Here is a 17,254-nt window from a genome sequence, read left to right on the forward strand (position 1 = left end):
ATGCCGACCGCGCTCTTGGGCGTGAACTCAGCCACGGCCTTGTAGATCTCGTCCTCCAGCGCCCCCTGAACGCGCAGATCGATGGAGAGCGGCACGGTTCCGCCGTTCATGGCGGCGGAGCGGATCTCCAGGTCGAAGGCGGCCTCGGCCCCGGCAAGACCCTCGCCACCCGAATCCGAGAACCCGATAATGTGTGCGGCGGTTGTGCCAAGCGGATAGACGCGGTGTTGCTCAGGCTCGAAACTGACACCAGGCAATCCCAGTCCATGGATGCGATTGCGGTCGCTGGGGTTCAGTGCGCCGACCAGAAACACCCGTCGGTTGCCGCGCAGGGCTCGCTCCAGCCGCTCGGCGTCAAGGCCCGGCAGGACGCCCATGAGACCGCGACGCGTCTCGGCCTGATCCCAGATTTCGCGCGGATCGATGTAGAGGCCATAGTGTAGCAGGTTGGCCGCCAGCATCTTGCCGTGGCGGTCCACCAGATCGGCCCTGGACGCGCCCAGCGAGGGAGAGATGCCCGCGTTTCGAGCCGCGTCGGAGAACATCACCGCCCGCGTCGCGCCCACAGCCAGGGTGATGAAGAACAGCGAGAACAGCGCCAGCACGAAGAATATGCGCAGGCGGGTGTCATCCTCGACGCGACCTGACGCACGGGCCCGCTCGAAGGCATGCTCAAGACCCCAGATGCGCTCGATCAGCCAGCGCGGCAGACCGGTCCGGCCGAACGTCTGGGAGATGAAGCTCATCGCGCCGCCTCGGCCATTTGCGACGGCAAGGCCTCCGGCGGCGGTGGCGGCGGCACGCCCGGGACCACACCCTCGCCATCCACCATGGACGCGACATCGGACACCGCCGTGGCGCTGGGCGCAGCGCCGGCGCGGGCCAGTTCCACCAGTTGATCGGGATGGGCTTCGCGGATCGCCGGAACCGGCGCCATCTTCAGATAGCCTACCGCCAGCCGCTCGATCCGCCCCGGCTGCTCGAGGTGGGCCACCTCGGCCTGGAGCAGCCGGATACGCGCCTGTTCCGCGACGATTTGACGTTCAACCCTGGCGATTTCGGCCCGTTCGCGACCCGCCAGCGTCTTGGCCAGGTAGACGCCCAGAATGATGACCACCAGCAGGCCAAGACCGACCAGATCGACCAGGCGAAAACCCCGGATCCGGCGGGTGAAGACATTCATGCCGCCGCCCTCCAGACCGGCGCGTCGGTACGGACGGCGGCGCGGAGCTTTGCCGAGCGGGCGCGGGGGTTGGCGCGGGCCTCGGCGTCGGACGACGCCTGGGCGCCGTTGAAGATCAGACGGAAGCTGGGCGCCGCATCCTGGACCACCGGCGGTGCATAGCGCGAGCCACCGGGCATGCGTCCGGACCGCGTCGACAGAAAGCTCTTTACGATACGATCCTCGAGCGAGTGAAAGGTCACCACACAGAGGCGGCCGCCCGTCTTCAGGGTTCGCTCGGCGGCCACCAGGCCTGCCTCGAGCTCGGCAAGCTCTTCGTTCACCGCAATCCGCAACCCCTGAAAGGTGCGGGTGGCCGGATGGATCTTGGCGCCGCGGCGGCCACCCAGCGCCCGCTCGACAAAGTCGGCGAGTTCGAGCGTGCGACTGAAGGGCTGCTCCTCCCGCCGACGCACGATCGCGCGCGCCACGCGTCGGCTTTCCCGCTCCTCGCCATAGACGAAGATGATCCGGGCCAGATCTTCCTGCTGCGCGTTGTTCACGAGGTCTGCCGCCGTCGGCCCGTCGCCACCCATCCGCATATCCAGCGGCCCGTCCTGCATGAACGAGAACCCGCGTTCGGCCTGATCGATCTGCATGGAGGACACGCCCAGGTCCAGCGCGACGCCGTCCACGCTCGCCTCACCCAGTTCGTCATCCATCCGGGAGAACACGCCTTCCACCAACCGGAAGCGGTCAGCGGAAAGTCCCTCGGCAAAACGGCGGACGGTGGGATCACGGTCGAAGGCCACAACCTTGGCGCCGGTTTCGAGAATGGCCCGCGAATAGCCGCCGGCGCCGAAGGTGCCATCCACGACCGTATCGCCAGGGCCGACATCAAGATTGCGGATCACTTCGTCCAGCAGAACCGGGATGTGCGACACCGTCACGCAGCACCACCCAGTCGCGCCGCGCGCTGCTGGGCGCGAAGATCGGCAAGGCCGGCCCGGGCCATGTCGCGCTGGACGGCGCGATGGGCGTTGAATGCGCCCCGCTCCCAGATCTGGAACCGGTCGCCGAGCCCGACGACGCTCACCCAGTCGGTCAGGCCAAAGGCCTTGCACATCAGGTCTGGCAGGGTGATGCGGCCAGCGGTGTCGAAGGACAGCTGCACCATGCCGCCTAGCACCGACGTTTCCAGTGCCGAGCGCACCGGATCACCGAACGGAAGCTCCTCGATCACACCGTGATAGCGGTCGAAAAGCGCCTTTCCGCCACCTTCAAGGCAGTCGGCCTCGATGGAGGGAAAGCAGAAAACGCCGTCAAACGGGCCAGAGACGGCGGCGCGAAACTCCTGCGGCACAACGATGCGCCGCTTCAGGTCCAGTTGTTTCTCGAACGTCGAGAGAAACATCTTGGCCAACGCTCCCCTGCCATCGCCACCGGATCTGGACGCGCACCGACGCGCCACTTTGGCTAGCGAATGACGATTGGGTTAACATGGGATCAAATGGGTTTCAATGACACTTGCTGACGAAATGAGGCAAAAACAAAGAACTCGCGCGACACAATGGTTAATGAACAGCAGTTATCCACAGAACATACTCAGAACATGTTAACCATTGTGGGAAAGTATAGTGGTCAGGCTGCGGACGCGTTGCCGAAGTGGCAGCGGCACCCCTCACGGATGAAGGAAGAGTGGATCAGACGGCCTGTAAGCCGGGTTCTGTGCCGCCCCCTTGCGGAGACGCGGCGATCATTCCTCTGGACCGGCCCTTGCGGGACGGTTCTCGCGACCTACCCGGAGCCCTCAGGCCGGCGACGGCCCTACCGGATTTCTCCGGCGCGGGATCCCTATTCGGTCTTGCTCCTGGCGGGGCTTGCCATGCGGCCCCTGTCACCAGGGACCCGGTGCGCTCTTACCGCACCCTTTCACCCTTACCGCGCCGTAGCCCCGAGGGGCGAAGGCGGGCGGTCTGCTCTCTGTGGCGCTATCCCTGGGGTCACCCCCGGTGGGCGTTACCCACCGCCATGTCGTCGTGGAGCCCGGACTTTCCTCGACCCCCTTGCGGGGACCGCGACCGCCCGGCCGTCTGATCCGCGCGGACCATGGTCGCTGCGGGCGCCCGGGTCAACGCCCCATGCCCTCAGGCCTCCTTGCCCAGCATCAACCCGGCCACAGGATGATCGCCAAGGCCGGCCGCGGCCCCGGCTCGATCCATAACCCCTTTGTTTTGGCTCAGTTTGAACGTCCCCTCCAGCCGTTCGATGCTGAGGCGACCTCCCAGAATGGCCGCCTGCATTCGTTCGAAAGTACCGGAACTCATCTTGGTCCGGGTCCACGGCGGCTTGGGCAGAAGCCGCGCCTCCTCCTGCGCCGACAGATCGTCAAGCAGCGCGACCAGGCCAGTCTCATCCAGAGCCGTGACGCTGCCCTCGGCCTCGACCGAGACATAGTTCCAGGTCGGCACCTGGTCGACGCTCTCATACCAATCGGGACTGATGTAGGCGTCCGGTCCCAGTCCCAGCAAAACCCCCCGAAACCCGCCGGCCAGCGCCGGGGCGAGTGCGTTGCTCCGCGACAGGTGAAAGTCCAGCGCCAGACCCTCGGGCAAGGTCCGGATCACCACCGGAGCCTGGGCGATCAGCGGCCGCCCCTGAGGCGCCGCCGCCAGCGTCATGAACGGATGGGCTTCGATCCAGGCCAGCAGTCTCTGTTCGTCCTTGACGGCGAACGCCGGGGCCGGATGCATCAGGTTGAGATCCTCAGAAGGGCAATGAGCCGCGCGCGGGTATCCCCATCCGCAATCCCATCCACCTTTTCTGGCCGCCAATGCCGCTGGAAAGCGCGCACCGCGACCGTCGTGGCCACATCAAACCGCCCCGACGGCGGCAGGTCAAAGCCCAGTCTGGTCAAACCGGCCTGCAAGGCAAACACCGCCGCTCCCTCTTCACCCTCGCCGATCGGCGCACCGGGCGCCGGCGGCCACTCGGCCCAGAGCCCATGTCCCGCCTCAGCCAGGCGTTTCCAGGGGAACAGTTCACCAGGATCATCCTTGCGGTCGGGCGCCACATCGGAGTGGCCTACGATGTCGCGATCCTCGATATCCCAGCGGGTGCGGATGTCGGCAACCAGGGCGATGACACTCTCGATCTGGGCGTCCGGAAATTGGCGGTAGCCCCACTCATGCCCAGGATTGACGATCTCGATACCGATGGACTCGCCGTTCACGTTGCGCCGGCCACGCCAGTAAGACACCCCTGCATGCCAGGCCCGGCGCTCTTCGGCCACCAGCCGGAACACCCGACCGTCCTCCTCGACCAGATAGTGTGCCGAGACCTTCGCCTCCGGATCGCACAACCGCTCCAGCGCCTCCGGCCCGGTCTTCATGCCGGTGTAGTGCAGCACCAGCAGGCTGGGCGGCGCCGTCCGCGTGTCGAAGTTAGGCGAAGGCGCCTCAATGATGTTCATTTCAGCCGGCTCCGGACCGCCATCAGCATCGCCATGATCTGATTGCGGCGGAGGGCAATGACAAGCACGCCGCTGATCGCAAGCGCGCTGCCGATGATCATCCGAGGTCCAAAGGGATCGCCCAGCAGCACCACGCCCATCCCGATGGTGATCAGAGGCGTCATGAGCGTGAGCGCCGAGATCAGGTTGGCCTCATACTTCTGCAGGAGCATCACGTAGCTGGTGTGCGCAAACAGCGACACGATCAGGGCCGAAAACAGCAGGGCGCCCAGGAACGGCCATCCGGCACGCAGGGCGATATCCACCTGCCCCGGCTCCAGCCAGGCTGACATAGCCGCCAGCGGCCAGACCGAGGAGAACCCCACCCAGGCCTGGAAGGTCAGGGGCCGCATACCCTCGATCTGCTTGGTCATCACCGCACCCAGCGACGACATGAAGGTGGCCGCCACCACCAGTAAAAGGCCAGTCGAGATCTCCAGGCCCTTCGGATCAAAGATCACGATCACGACGCCGGCGAACGTCAGGCCAATCCCGAAGCCGCGCCACAGCCCGATGCGCTCGTGCAGCATCAGTACTGACAGCAATACCGTCATCGGCAGGCCTAGCTGGAAAACCACCGAAACCGCCGACGGTGTCGACATTTTCAGACCAACGAACATCAGCGCGAAATTGCCGCCGCCCATCAGCAGCGCCGTCACCACCAGCCGCCAGATCGGCCTCGGCGCCGGGCGCAGGAACGGGATCAGCACCACCGTCAGGATCGCGAACCGCGCCGCCGCATAGAACAGCGGCGGCACCTCAAGCCCGCTCACTACATACTTCGACAGTATGGTGTTGAAGGCCCATACCAGGCACATCAGGATCAGGAGCGCGAAATCGCGGAGGGCCATGGCCGGGGGTTACGTCGCCCTGAGGCGCGGGGCAACTGTTGGTCTTGTTCTACCCGCTCCCGCACAGCTGCGGGAGAGGTAGGAAGTGGCTTGACCTAGGCCGCCTTGCCCAGACTCAGGCGCTCGTAGCGGGCCAGGTGGTGATCCACAGATCCGAACGCACTTTCGATCATGGTGGCGCGCTTGAAGTAGTGGCCGATGGCCATTTCGTCGGTCATGCCCATGCCGCCGTGCAACTGGATGGCGTTCTGGCCGACGAAACGGCAGGCCTTGCCGATCTGCACCTTGGCGGCCGAGATCGCCTTGGCCCGCTCGGCTTCGTCGGTGACCTTGATGTTGGCCATGTAGGTCATCGAGATCGCCTGTTCGACATTGATGAACATGTCCACCATCCGGTGCTGCAGCACCTGGAACGAGGAGATCGGCGCGCCGAACTGCTTGCGTTGCTTGGTGTATTCGACGGTGCCGGTGTGCAGCTTGCTGAGTACACCGCATGCCTCGGCGCACATGGCGGCGATCGTCTCATCGACAACCTTTTCCACCAGCGGCAAGCCATTGTCGGCGGTTCCGATCAGGGCGTCCGCGCCTACCGAGACGTTCTCGAAATAGACTTCCGAGGCGCGGTTGCCATCAACAGTGGGATAGTCGCGGGTTGTCACACCCTTGGCGGCCTTGTCGACAAGGAAGACCGAGATCCCGCCAGCATCACGCTCGGCGCCGGATGTGCGGGCCGTGACGAACAGGTGGGTGGCGAAGGGCGCGCCCATGACGACGGCCTTGTGGCCGTTCAGGATCCAGCCCGCGCCGTCCTTTTTCGCCGTCGTCGCGACCGAGGCTAGGTTGTAGCGGCTCTGCGGTTCGGCCTGAGCGAAGGCGAACAAATTCTTGCCCTCGATGATGCCGCCGATCAGATCGGCCGCGCCTGCGTGGCCCGAATGCTTCAGGAAGCCGCCGCCGATCACCACCGTGCCGAGGTAGGGCTCGACCACCAACGCTTTACCGAACTCTTCCATGACGATCATGTTGTCGATCGGACCGCCGCCCAGACCGCCAAGGTCTTCCGAGAACGGTGCGCCCAGAATGCCCAGTTCCTCGGCAAACGCCTTCCAGACTTCCGGCCGCCAGCCCGGCTCATTCGACACCGCCGCGCGACGCTTGTCGAAATCATAGTGGTCGGCCAGATAGCTGGCGACCGTGTCGCGCAGCATCGATTGTTCTTCGGTGAAGCTGAAATCCATAGTCTTAACTCCAACGTGTCTCCCCTCCCCCTTGCGGGGAGGGGCCGGGGTTGGGGGTGTCAGCGCTGATCCGGGCGAGGATCTCCTGTATCACCCCATCGATATCCGCGATCGCCTGCGCGTTGGCAAACCGCATAACTCTGTATCCTCGGCTTGTCAGCCAGGCGTCGCGTTCTGCATCCCGTGCCGCCACGGATGGCAGGTCATGAATGCCGCCGTCCAACTCCAGGATCAGACGATGTTCATGGCATACGAAGTCCAAGTTGTAAGGTCCGAATGGGGCCTGTCGTCGAAAATGCAGACCGGTACGGCGCAACGCCTTCCAAAACCATTGCTCGGCATACGTGGGTTGACGCCGCATCCGACGTGCCGCGCGAGCCGCACGATCCGACTTGTGAATGGCTCCACGCGTTCGCTCTGACACCCCCACCCCCGACCCCTCCCCGCAAGGGGGAGGGGAGCTACAGCCCCAGAACAGCTTTGGCGATGATGTTGCGCTGAATTTCGTTCGAACCGCCGTAGATAGAGGTCTTGCGACCGTTGAACATCTCGCCGGCCAGGCCGTCGGCATAGTCCGGTCCGATGCCCAGATTGTTGCCCTGCAGGTCGCGCAGGAAGGGCGCGCCGTAGTGGCCCACCGCCTCCAGCGCCAGTTCCTGCAGGCGCTGCTGGATCTCGGTGCCCTTGATCTTCAGGATCGAGCTTTCCGGGCCAGGGCCCTTGCCGCTGCTCTCGCCGGCCAGGGTGCGCAGTTCGGTAAACTCCAGCGCGGTCAGGTCAATTTCCAGTTCGGCCACCTTGCGCTTGAAGAAGGCCTCATCGATCAGAGAGCCGCCTACATCCGAGCGCTCGGTGCCAGCGATGGTGCGCAGCTTTTCCAGGTTGCGCTTGGAGCGCGCCACGCCCGCGATGCCGCTGCGCTCGTGGGCCAGCAGCGCCTTGGCGCAGGTCCAGCCCTGGTTTTCGTGGAAGATACGGTTTTCGACTGGCACCTTCACATTGTCGAGGAAGACGTCGTTGACCTCATGCCCGCCTTCCAGGGTGATGATCGGCCGAACCGAAATGCCCGGCGTCTTCATGTCGATCAGCAGGAATGAGATGCCCGACTGCGGCTTGGAGTCGGGGTCGGTCCGCACCAGGAAGAAGCCCCAGTCCGCATGCTGTCCCAGCGTCGTCCACGTCTTCTGGCCATTGACGATGTAGTATTCCTTGCCGTCGTCGGCGGTCATCCGCTCGGCCTTGCACTTCAGGCTGGCGAGGTCCGATCCGGCGCCTGGCTCGGAGTAGCCCTGACACCACCAGACCTCACCGTTGTAGATGTCAGGCAGAAAGCGCTTCTTCTGCTCCTCGGTGCCGAAGGTGTAGAGGACGGGCGCCAGCATCGACACGCCAAACGGCAGTACGGCCAGACAATCGGCGCGGGCGGTCTCCTCGGACCAGATATACTTCTGTGTGGGCGTCCAGCCGGTGCCACCATGCTCCACGGGCCAGGACGGCGCCAACCAGCCCTTCTTGGCCAGCACCTTATGCCAGAGGAGATACTCTTCCTTGGTGAGCGCCCGGCCCTCGTCCTGGGCGGCGCGCAACCGGGCGGGATAGTTGTCCTTGATGAAGGCCCGGACCTCTTCGCGGAAGGCGTTTTCTTCAGGCGTGAAATCGAGGTTCATGAGCGTCCTCCGCAGGCTGGCTTACAGCGTATGGGTATGGGGGAAGTCTATACCCGTATGTCGCACGGGTGAAAAGATGACCCTTACGTCAAGGGAAACCAGAATCCGTTCTGGCTCCGAAACTGGATCGGCGCGAGACCGGCCCCGCCGTCGGCGTAAGGCGTCGATCTTCCCCAAAACAGAAACGCGCCGGCGGACCGGCGCGTTGGCAGTGATCGCCCGGCTCGATCGGGACCTATTGCTTCGACGTTCCGGCCCCGCCCGTCATCAAGGCCTGACAGGGGCCGGCGAGTTCAGCGGTCAGCCGGGCCTTGCGGTCTTCGCTCCTGGCCTCACGCCTGGCGCGTTGAAACTCGTTTGTCGCGCGTTCCTGGACGTAGGGCATCCGCGTCCCGCGATCCGCCTTGATGAATGCCTCTATGGCCGCCGGGTCGACGGCGGTGCTGAGCGTGGTGGCCAGGCCCTTGCAGCGGTTGACCTTGATGTACTGCAGGTCAGTCATGCTCTCCGTGGCTGAAGCCGAGCCGGCGGCAAGGGTGGCGGCGATCAGTGCAAACGCAGCAAACTTCATTCAAACTCTCCTTCGAAACTGGCAGGAGCAGAACTTGGTTCATCTTCATATTCAAATGAACAACGAGCAATGATCTGTAGTTCTGGATTAACTTCAAGTCATGATACATGAACGTTACATGAGTGACATCGCGCTTGTCACATCGGTGGTTGCGGGCCCAGAAAGCAGCATGGCCATCTTCACGCCGAAGCTCGACCTCGATGAGCTGAACGCCCTTTTTGCGCGCGCCTTCCCGGGGGCCGGACAGTCGCAGACGATCCTGGTGACCTCGGTCGAGCCAGGGCGCATCCGCATGACGGGCCGCTATCGTGAGGGTTTGCTGCGCCCCGGCGGTGTCATTTCTGGCCCGACACTCATGTCTCTGGCCGACTCGGCGGCCTACGCGCTGGTGCTGGCGCATATCGGCGATCAGCTCATGGCGGTGACCTCGCAACTCAACATGAGCTTCCTGCGCGGCGCCAAGCCAGGCGACATGCATGCCGAGGCGGAACTGTTGCGGCTGGGCCGCAGGCTGGCGGTCTGCGACATCCGGATCTGGACCGAGAGCCCGGACCGGCTGGCGGCCCAGGCCAATGTCACCTACGCTATCCCCGGATGAGCACCGCCACCGCACCCATCAAGACGCCTTGCATCAAGGTCTGCATCGTCGATGGCGAGAGCGGGCTATGTATGGGCTGCTATCGCAAGCTGAACGAGGTCGCCGCCTGGGGCCGCCTCAGCGACCTTGAGCGAGACGCCATCATGGCAGCCTTGCCTGAGCGACGCAGCCTGATCCGCCCCGAGAAGCTGGCGATGTTCTGAGTTTATACCTCGGAAACCTTGCCGGTTCACAGCTTCCCAACCTCGTTGTCATAGTTTCCCACTCACAGGACAGGCCGAACGGCCGCTTCTCCGGGTGATATCGGGTGTTTTCTCTCGTTAAACTGATCGTGGCGTCGACTCTGGCGGCTATGGCCGGGGCCAGCGCGGTTGCGGCGATGGACTCAGCGCCGCTGCGTATCGCCCGCTTCGAGGTTCAGGGCTTTGCGCCTTCCGCACCGAAGCCAGGGACCGGCGCGGTCGCCAAGGCCGCCGACGGGCATTTCTGGGCCAACGCCGACGTCAACGGCCAGCCCGTTCGGTTTCTTGTGGACACCGGCGCGACCGCGGTGGCGCTCACGCCTGCCGACGCGGAAAAGCTGGGCTTCAAGCCACAGGACCTGAAGTACGGCTACAATGTCACCACGGCTACGGGCTCAACCCGCGCCGCAGCTGTGACCCTGACCTCGGTCTCGATCAACGGCGCCCGGCTTGAGGACGTCAAGGCTCTGGTTGTCGCCGAGGGTCTGGATGTGTCGCTACTGGGCATGAGCTACCTGGGCCGCCTCACCCGCTTCGAAGCCACGCGCGACACGCTGCGCCTGCAGCCCTGAGACCGCGGCCAGCGCCTGGTCGATCACCTCAAGACCCGCCCCCGGCTTCACCCCCTCGACGGTGAGGATCCTCCGCCAGGTTCGGGCGCCGCGCGCGCCGTGGAACAATCCCAGCATGTGACGTGTCATGGCCGCCAGGTGCGTACCGCGCGCCAACTCCCGAGCCACATACCTCTTGTAGAGTTCCACCGCCTCAAACGGGCCCTGTCCTGCCGACCCACCGAAGATGCGGGCGTCCACGTCGGCCAGGATCGCCGGGGTATGATAGGCGGCCCGGCCCAGCATCACCCCATCCACATGGGCCAGATGCGCCTCAGCCTCGTCCAGCGATCCGATCCCGCCGTTGATGACAATGGTCAGGTCCGGCCGCTCCTGCTTCAACCGCCAGACCAACGGATAGTTCAGCGGCGGCACATCGCGGTTTTCCTTGGGCGACAACCCCTTCAGCAACGCCTTGCGCGCATGCACCACAAAGAGCTTCACGCCGGCTTGCGAGGATAACTCCACCAGCCGGAACAGGCTCTCCATCGGATCCTGATCGTCCACCCCGATCCGGCACTTTACCGTCACCGGAACTGAAACAGCCGCGCCCATGGCCGCCATGCACTCGGCCACCAATTCCGGCTCGCGCATCAGGCACGCGCCAAACCGTCCCGACTGAACCCGGTCCGAAGGACAGCCGACATTCAGGTTGATCTCATCATACCCTTCCGCCTCGCCGATGCGCGCAGCCGCGACAAGGTCATTGGGATCCGAACCGCCGAGTTGAAGGGCCACGGGGTGCTCGGCAGGATCAAAACCCAGCAATCGCGGCCGGTCGCCATGCAGCACAGCCCCGGTGGTCACCATCTCAGTATAAAGCAGGCTTCGCCCCGTCAGAGTGCGATGCAGGACCCGGCAATGGCGATCCGTCCAGTCCATCATGGGGGCGACGGAAAGGCGATGGGGCTGGAACTGGCTCAATGGTCTTGCGGGTTCGATCTCGTTCGACACCGACGTCAATACGACGCTTCAGTCGCAGATGCGACCCATACCCTCAGACGAGCGGCCCGTGGTCGATCTTCGGCAACACGTGGCGCGCGAACAGGTCCGCCTCCGCCGCATGGGGATAGCCAGACAGGATGAACGCCTCGATACCCATGTCGCGGTAGTCGTTGAGCTTGGCCAGCACCTGGTCCGGATCGCCGACGATCGCCGCGCCACAGCCTGAGCGGGCTCGGCCCACGCCGGTCCAGAGATTGGCTTCGGCATAGCCGTCGTCCGCCGCCGCTTCCCGCAGGGCGGCCTGCGCCTGAACGCCGACCGAGGTGGAATCCAGCGATTTGGCGCGGATGGCGTCGCCCGTGGCCGCGTCCAGTTTTGACAGCAGCCGGTCGGCGGCGGCGCGGGCCTCGGTCTCGGTATCACGCACGATCATGTGGGCGCGGTAGCCGTACCTGAGCGTCCGCCCGTATTTGGCGGCGCGCGCGGTCATGTCGGCGATAATGGCCGCAATGGTTTCCTTCTTGTCCGGCCACATCAGGAAGACATCGCAACCCTTGGCGGCAGCCTCGCGGGCGTCTTCGGACAGACCGCCAAAGTACAACTGCGGCGCCTTGCCCGAGAGCGTGCCGATCCGGGGCGGGTCCAGCTTGAGCTTCCAGAATTCGCCGTCGTGATCCAGCGGCTGGCCATTCAGCATGGTCTTCAGGATGCTCATCGCCTCGACCGTGCGGGCATAGCGCGGCGCGGACGCCAGCTTCTCGCCGGGCATGTCGGACGAGATGATATTGACGGTCAGACGACCGCCCAGCATGCGGTCAATGGTGGCGATCTGACGGGCCAACTGCGGCGGCCACATCTCGCCAATACGAACCGCCATCAGCAGGCGCATGCGCTTCAGCAACGGCGCGATCCCGGCGGCGAAGGCGGTGGTGTCAATGCCCAACTCATAGCCCGACGGCAACAGGATGTTGTCGAACCCGCCAGCCTCGGCCTGCATCACGATGTCCCGGCAGTGCTCCCAACTGGACCGCAGCATGGGGTCTGGTACGCCCAGAAACTCATAGTCGTCATCGCAGAGCGCCGAGAACCAGCTGATCTCGCAGGGCGGGCGGGTCATGGCAGGGCTTCTCCAGTGGCGGCGACCAGTACCTCGTACCAGTCAGCTCGGGTCCAGGCGGGTTTGTAGGCATCGGGGATCTCGGCAATCCGCGCCGGGGTCTGGGTGCCAACGATAGGGATCGGCCGCGCCGGATGAGCCATGATCCAGCTGTAGGCCGCAGCCGCACGGGAGACACCGAAGCTTTCCGCCTTCACATCCAGCGCCCTGGCGGCGGCCTGACTGCGGGCGTCCTTCGGGTCGCCGAGGCGCCCTTGCCCCAGTGGCGACCACGCCAGCACGGCCATGTTGCGCGCCATTGCCTGATCCAGAATGCCGTTGCTCAGCGGCGCTGTCGCCAGCGGAGAGAACTCCGGCTGGCAGCTCACGATTGGCAATGCGCTGTGGGCGGCCAGGGCCTCGACCTGCGAAGGCGTGAAGTTGGACACGCCGATCGCTCCGATCTTGCCTGCCTTGTACGCGGCTTCCAGAGCCCGGGCCACCTCGGCCGGGTGGGTCAGCATGTCAGGCCTGTGAATCTGCCAGAGCGCCACATGATCCAGACCCATGCGCTTGAGTGATGCGTCAATGGCTGACGCCAGATAGCCGGCGCTTGAATCGTAGGGCACGCCCATGCTGATCCCGCCCTTGGTGGCGATCACCATGCGGTGGGCCATAGCCGGGTTGGCCGCCAGGACGCGGCCCAGCAATAGCTCGGCGGCGCCAAACGGCTCGTTGTTGTCTGGACCGTAGATGTCGGCGGTGTCGAACAGGGTGACCCCGGCGTCGAGGGCAGCCTGCACGCGAGCCGTGGCTGCGCCGACGTCGTCGCCAGCAAAGCGCCACATGCCCCAGGCGACCGACGAAACCGTTGGACCGCCCTCATACAACGGTCGAGTGGCGGCAGGCTGAGGCAGAATGCTGGTCGTCATGCTCGATGCGATCCCCGGGACGTTTTCAGTCATTTACGTTGAGTTCGACGGTCGTCGGATCATCGTATGATAGCGCTGTCATACTGATAAGCCTCGCCTCATGACGTTGGCAAGACGGCCCGGCGATAAACCAGAGTTTGTCAGCCTCCCCCAGGTCCTGCCGTGGACGCGCGGATCACAAGCTCATGCGGAAGACGGCGGTGCACCACCTCGCCGGTGGCGTCAAACAGCAGCCCGGCAGCGGCATACGCCAACTCCCGCGTGGGTTGCCGCACCGTGGTCAGGGGCGGCCAGAGCTGGCTGGCCAGCGCAGTGTCGTCAAAGCCGACTACGGACAGATCGCCCGGTACGGAAAGGCCCCGGCGGTGGGCCACCGTCAGCACGCCTGCGGCCATGTCGTCATTGCTGGCGAAGATCGCTGTGGGCGGCTGGGCCAGGTCCAGAAGTACGTCCCCCGCCGCCTCGCCTGACGTGAAATCAAAGGCGCCTGGCCGCACGTACTTGGGTTCGAACGACAACCCCGCCCGATCCAGGGCACGACGGTATCCAAACAGCCGCTGATCACTGGCCGTATGGTTTGTATGGCCAATGATGAACCCGATACGCCGATGGCCGAGCGCGATCAGGTGCCGGGTCATGTCGTCGGCCGCCTGCACGTCATCCATCGAAACCGACGAACTGCGGTCGTAGTCCGTGCCCGGCGATATCCGCACATATGGGATGCCGCGCTGTTCAAGCTCCTCCAGCGCACCCGGCGCGTCAGTCACCGGAGAGGAGAGGATCACACCGTCCACCTGGGTCTGATCGATCAGGCCGCCGATCTCGCGCGCCAGATTGGGCGAGGCCACGTCGGAGGGCTGGGCCAGAAGCCGGACCCCTTCCTCGATGCATCGCGCCCAGACTCCGTTCTGGATTTGATGAATGTAGTGAGGACTGTGATTGTCGTAGATCAGGGCGATCTGATAGCTGCGCTTGCCCGCCAGTATGCGAGCCGCCACGCTGGGCCGAAAATTCAGCTCTGCGACCGCCTTCTCGACGCGAAGCCGGGTCGACTCGGAGACATAGCGCTCCTTGTTGAGCACGCGCGAGACGGTCTTCATGGAGACACCGGCGATTGCCGACACGTCCTTGATCGTGGAAGCCATGGTGACTTGCCCTTCGGCGAACTATACCGCGCCGCAACCCTTAAGGCCTTTAGGCGCCGGGGGGAATCACCGCGCGCCTATTCCTCATTGGGGATGTTCAGCACTGTACCGCAGGCCTTGCAGTGCACAGCGTCCGTGTCATGACGCGAGAGGCCACAGGTCGGGCAGGAAAAGTTGACTTTGTGAGGCCGGAAGAGGGTCTGCGCGAGACGCACGAACAAAGTAATGCCGCTGATCATGATCATGATCGACAAGAGCTTCCCCCAGGTTCCTGGCAGGGTGATGTCGCCGAAACCTGTCGTCGTCAGGGCCGTAACCGTAAAGTAGAGGGCGTCGACATAGCCTTCGATCTTGGGGTGTTCCAAAGCGAAACTGCCGTAGACGAAGCCGGTCGCCACGAACACAAAAGTGACCATGGTGGCGAGCGCCTTGGAGACTTCCTCCCAGCGGGTCCCGTCATATTTGCGCCCAACGGTCGACCAGAAGAGCTCGCTGTGAAACAGCGACCAGATGCGAAGCACCCGCAGGAATGCGAGATTGAGGAGCCAGAACGGAAACAGCAGGGTCGCCAGAACGAACAGGTCAACCCAGCTCGCAGGCTTTGAGATCCAGGTCTTCAGATTGTCGTGGGCCAGGGCCCGGGCGCTGACCTCAATGGCCATAACCAGCGCCACCGCATAGTCGAACGCGATAAAGCCGGGGTAGTCCTTCAGGAAGGGCGAGGCGATGAAGAAGGCGATCAGCAGCAGATCTATCGCGATCACCACATAGCGGAACCGCACAGCGCCGGGCGTTGCACCAAAGTACAGTTCTTGAAGACGGAGTCGAACGCCTGTCAGACCCTTTTCGGCCGACGTCTCCGGACTCTTTGAACCGGCCATGCCGCAGTACCCTCTTCATTCCAGCTTGGGGCAGCCTATCGACCTGAGTCCGTCGCGACCATGACCTTGATCGCCATTGCGAATTTGGCCTTGAGCCGCCAAGCTGACCATCAACCGTATGCTGGGTGTCTGGAAGTGGAGAAAGCCTTGAACCCGATCACGCGCCGCGCCCTGGGCGCAATTGGCGTCGCCGGCGTCGCGACTCAAGCCTTCGCCAATTCCCCGGCGATCAGGTCCGCTTGGCCTGACGCCACCGAGACGGCCGCCATGATCCGGTCCGGCCAGATGTCGGCGCTGGAGGCTGCGAAAGCAGCCGTGGATCGGGCGGAACGTCTTCAGCCGAAACTGAACTTCCTGGTCGCCTCAGACTTTGATCGGGCGCTGGAGCGCGGCCAGATCGCTGCCATGGCCGGAGCATTCGCCGGCGTGCCGTTCCTGATCAAGGACCTGGACGACTACAAGGGCCTACCCACCCGTTCAGGCTCGCGCGCCATGTTGCGGATGCCGCTGGCAACGCAGCAGGATGCCCTAATCGACGCGTACGACCGCGCCGGCGTCAATGTGATCGGCAAGTCGTCGACGCCGGAGTATGGATTCCTGCCGACCACCGAACCCATCGGCTTCGGGCCGACCCGCAATCCCTGGGACCCTACCCGGTCCTCCGGCGGCTCCTCGGGTGGCGCGGCGGCCGCTACTGCAGCGGGGGTCGTGCCCTTCGCCCATGCCAGCGACGGTGGTGGTTCAATTCGCATCCCGGCGTCCTGTTGCGGCTTGTTCGGCCTGAAACCCTCGCGCGGGCGGATGCTGGCGGCGCGCGGCCAGACCCAGGTCTCGGATATCAGCGTATCGCACGTACTGACCCGTAGCGTGCGCGACTCCGCCGCCATGTTCGCCTTGACCGAGGATTCGGGACCCGGAGCAAAGCTTGCTGCAGTAGGTCTGATCACCGCACCGTTGAGACGTCGCCTGCGTGTGGGCCTGATCCTCAACGGGGGCGCCGGCAAGCCGCCAACCGCAGAGGTCCGCGCCGCCACTGATAGCTCCGTGAAGCTGATGGAAAGTTTGGGCCATGAGGTGGTCCCAACTACCTGGCCGACGGGCGAGGATTTCATCAATGACTTCCTCCTCCTGTGGGCGGCGGGCGCGGCGGATCTAGCCGGCGTGCTCAATAAGGTCATGGGACACCCACCAGGGCCCGATCTGCTGGAAGACTTCAGCCTGGGTATGGCCGAAATGGCAGCCAAGGCGCCGAAGGACGCGTTGCCGAAGACTGTTCAGCGGCTGCAAGCATCCGCGAGGGCTTATGACCGCTGGTTCATGGTGAACAGGTTTGATGTGATCCTCTCACCGGTGCTGGCCTCCCCGCCACCCCAGTTGGGTTATGTCGCACCGAACGTCTCGTTCGATACCCTGATCTCCCGGCTAATCGAATATGTCGGCTACACGACGTTACACAACGTCGCCGGGGCGCCGTCGATGAGCGTTCCGCTCAACTGGACATCGGGCGGCCTGCCTGTGGGAACCCAGTTCTCGGCCCGTGCGGGCGCCGAGGGCCTGCTGTTCCAACTCGCCTATCAGCTTGAGGCGGCACGACCCTGGGCGGACCGGACCCCGCGATTACACGCCTAAAGAGGTATCCGAAATCGCAGCTTCACGCCCTCTCCATAAGCGCGCGGCATCTCGAATTCCTCAACCAGATGGCCGCCGCTGTTGATGATGACACCTTGGGAAGCAACGTTGTCCGGGTCGGTCGTCAGTTCGATCCAGGTCAGGCCCAGAACACGCGCGTGCGGCAGGAGAAGGC

Annotated in this window: 19 protein-coding genes, 1 other RNA gene and 1 pseudogene; 4 read left to right on the plus strand and 17 right to left on the minus strand. The window is 64.3% G+C overall.

All coding sequences use genetic code 11. From position 1 onward, the window contains the following. The 12 genes and pseudogenes from ACIQ42_RS06015 to ACIQ42_RS06070 all read right to left on the minus strand — a co-directional run. Positions 1-746: pseudogene (locus tag ACIQ42_RS06015) on the minus strand (penicillin-binding protein 2); the annotation flags it as partial. After that, positions 743-1,183 carry a cell division protein gene (locus ACIQ42_RS06020; protein WP_397421305.1) on the minus strand — a complete coding sequence of 147 codons (441 nt, stop codon included), beginning with the start codon at positions 1,181-1,183 and terminating at the stop codon, positions 743-745. The pseudogene ACIQ42_RS06015 and the gene ACIQ42_RS06020, both read right to left, overlap by 4 nt. Continuing rightward, the gene (gene rsmH, locus ACIQ42_RS06025; protein WP_397421306.1) at positions 1,180-2,112 is read right to left on the minus strand and encodes a 16S rRNA (cytosine(1402)-N(4))-methyltransferase RsmH; all 933 of its coding nucleotides are present in this window, start codon (positions 2,110-2,112) and stop codon (positions 1,180-1,182) included. Before rsmH ends, ACIQ42_RS06020 begins: the two co-directional genes overlap by 4 nt. Further along, positions 2,109-2,576, minus strand: a complete 468-nt coding sequence (locus tag ACIQ42_RS06030) for a division/cell wall cluster transcriptional repressor MraZ (protein WP_397421307.1) — start codon at positions 2,574-2,576, stop codon at positions 2,109-2,111. The genes rsmH and ACIQ42_RS06030 overlap by 4 nt, the downstream gene beginning before the upstream one ends. 285 nt (positions 2,577-2,861) lie before the next feature. Then, positions 2,862-3,259: RNase P RNA component class A (gene rnpB, locus ACIQ42_RS06035), an RNA gene on the minus strand. 50 nt (positions 3,260-3,309) lie between these two features. Then, positions 3,310-3,915, minus strand: coding sequence for an FMN-binding negative transcriptional regulator (locus ACIQ42_RS06040; protein WP_397421308.1), 606 nt, complete (start codon positions 3,913-3,915; stop codon positions 3,310-3,312). Further along, entirely contained in the window at positions 3,915-4,634 is a 720-nt protein-coding gene (locus tag ACIQ42_RS06045; protein ID WP_397421309.1) for an N-acetylmuramoyl-L-alanine amidase, read from the minus strand. The genes ACIQ42_RS06040 and ACIQ42_RS06045 overlap by 1 nt, the downstream gene beginning before the upstream one ends. Beyond that, positions 4,631-5,524 carry a DMT family transporter gene (locus tag ACIQ42_RS06050; protein ID WP_397421310.1) on the minus strand — a complete coding sequence of 298 codons (894 nt, stop codon included), beginning with the start codon at positions 5,522-5,524 and terminating at the stop codon, positions 4,631-4,633. The genes ACIQ42_RS06045 and ACIQ42_RS06050 overlap by 4 nt, the downstream gene beginning before the upstream one ends. A gap of 95 nt (positions 5,525-5,619) precedes the next feature. Next, on the minus strand, positions 5,620-6,762 hold the full coding sequence (locus tag ACIQ42_RS06055; protein ID WP_397421311.1) for an acyl-CoA dehydrogenase family protein: 1,143 nt from the start codon (positions 6,760-6,762) through the stop codon (positions 5,620-5,622). Between the two features lie 4 nt (positions 6,763-6,766). Then, the gene (locus tag ACIQ42_RS06060; RefSeq protein ID WP_397421312.1) at positions 6,767-7,333 is read right to left on the minus strand and encodes an endonuclease domain-containing protein; all 567 of its coding nucleotides are present in this window, start codon (positions 7,331-7,333) and stop codon (positions 6,767-6,769) included. After that, entirely contained in the window at positions 7,224-8,429 is a 1,206-nt protein-coding gene (locus ACIQ42_RS06065; RefSeq protein WP_397421313.1) for an acyl-CoA dehydrogenase family protein, read from the minus strand. Before ACIQ42_RS06065 ends, ACIQ42_RS06060 begins: the two co-directional genes overlap by 110 nt. Positions 8,430-8,664: 235 nt before the next feature. Continuing rightward, positions 8,665-9,000: a hypothetical protein gene (locus ACIQ42_RS06070; RefSeq protein ID WP_397421314.1), complete on the minus strand. Its 336-nt coding sequence runs from the start codon at positions 8,998-9,000 to the stop codon at positions 8,665-8,667. 118 nt (positions 9,001-9,118) lie between these two features. Between ACIQ42_RS06070 and ACIQ42_RS06075 the strand changes: the two genes are divergently transcribed. The 3 genes from ACIQ42_RS06075 to ACIQ42_RS06085 all read left to right on the plus strand — a co-directional run bounded on the left by ACIQ42_RS06075 (position 9,119) and on the right by ACIQ42_RS06085 (position 10,412). Beyond that, the gene (locus tag ACIQ42_RS06075; RefSeq protein WP_397421315.1) at positions 9,119-9,598 is read left to right on the plus strand and encodes a PaaI family thioesterase; all 480 of its coding nucleotides are present in this window, start codon (positions 9,119-9,121) and stop codon (positions 9,596-9,598) included. Beyond that, positions 9,595-9,801: a DUF1289 domain-containing protein gene (locus tag ACIQ42_RS06080; protein ID WP_397421316.1), complete on the plus strand. Its 207-nt coding sequence runs from the start codon at positions 9,595-9,597 to the stop codon at positions 9,799-9,801. The genes ACIQ42_RS06075 and ACIQ42_RS06080 overlap by 4 nt, the downstream gene beginning before the upstream one ends. Positions 9,802-9,929: 128 nt before the next feature. After that, on the plus strand, positions 9,930-10,412 hold the full coding sequence (locus tag ACIQ42_RS06085) for a TIGR02281 family clan AA aspartic protease (protein ID WP_397421317.1): 483 nt from the start codon (positions 9,930-9,932) through the stop codon (positions 10,410-10,412). Here the strand turns inward: ACIQ42_RS06085 and dusA are convergent. The 5 genes from dusA to ACIQ42_RS06110 form a co-directional block, all read right to left on the minus strand. Beyond that, positions 10,338-11,375 carry a tRNA dihydrouridine(20/20a) synthase DusA gene (gene dusA / locus ACIQ42_RS06090; RefSeq protein ID WP_397421323.1) on the minus strand — a complete coding sequence of 346 codons (1,038 nt, stop codon included), beginning with the start codon at positions 11,373-11,375 and terminating at the stop codon, positions 10,338-10,340. The genes ACIQ42_RS06085 and dusA overlap by 75 nt on opposite strands. 73 nt (positions 11,376-11,448) lie before the next feature. Continuing rightward, entirely contained in the window at positions 11,449-12,513 is a 1,065-nt protein-coding gene (locus ACIQ42_RS06095) for an LLM class flavin-dependent oxidoreductase (protein ID WP_397421318.1), read from the minus strand. Then, complete coding sequence (locus ACIQ42_RS06100; RefSeq protein WP_397421319.1) at positions 12,510-13,424, minus strand: aldo/keto reductase family oxidoreductase; 915 nt, start codon at positions 13,422-13,424, stop codon at positions 12,510-12,512. The genes ACIQ42_RS06095 and ACIQ42_RS06100 overlap by 4 nt, the downstream gene beginning before the upstream one ends. Positions 13,425-13,564: 140 nt before the next feature. After that, a complete protein-coding gene (locus ACIQ42_RS06105) occupies positions 13,565-14,569 on the minus strand; it encodes a LacI family DNA-binding transcriptional regulator (RefSeq protein ID WP_397421320.1) in 1,005 nt (334 codons plus the stop codon). A 77-nt stretch (positions 14,570-14,646) separates the two neighbouring features. Beyond that, a complete protein-coding gene (locus ACIQ42_RS06110; RefSeq protein ID WP_397421321.1) occupies positions 14,647-15,450 on the minus strand; it encodes a potassium channel family protein in 804 nt (267 codons plus the stop codon). A gap of 147 nt (positions 15,451-15,597) precedes the next feature. Here ACIQ42_RS06110 and ACIQ42_RS06115 point away from each other — a divergent pair, with 147 nt between their 5' ends. Continuing rightward, the gene (locus ACIQ42_RS06115) at positions 15,598-17,079 is read left to right on the plus strand and encodes an amidase (RefSeq protein WP_397421322.1); all 1,482 of its coding nucleotides are present in this window, start codon (positions 15,598-15,600) and stop codon (positions 17,077-17,079) included. Positions 17,080-17,254 lie beyond the last annotated feature (175 nt).

Source organism: Phenylobacterium sp. (assembly GCF_044372605.1).
Lineage (GTDB): Bacteria > Pseudomonadota > Alphaproteobacteria > Caulobacterales > Caulobacteraceae > Phenylobacterium.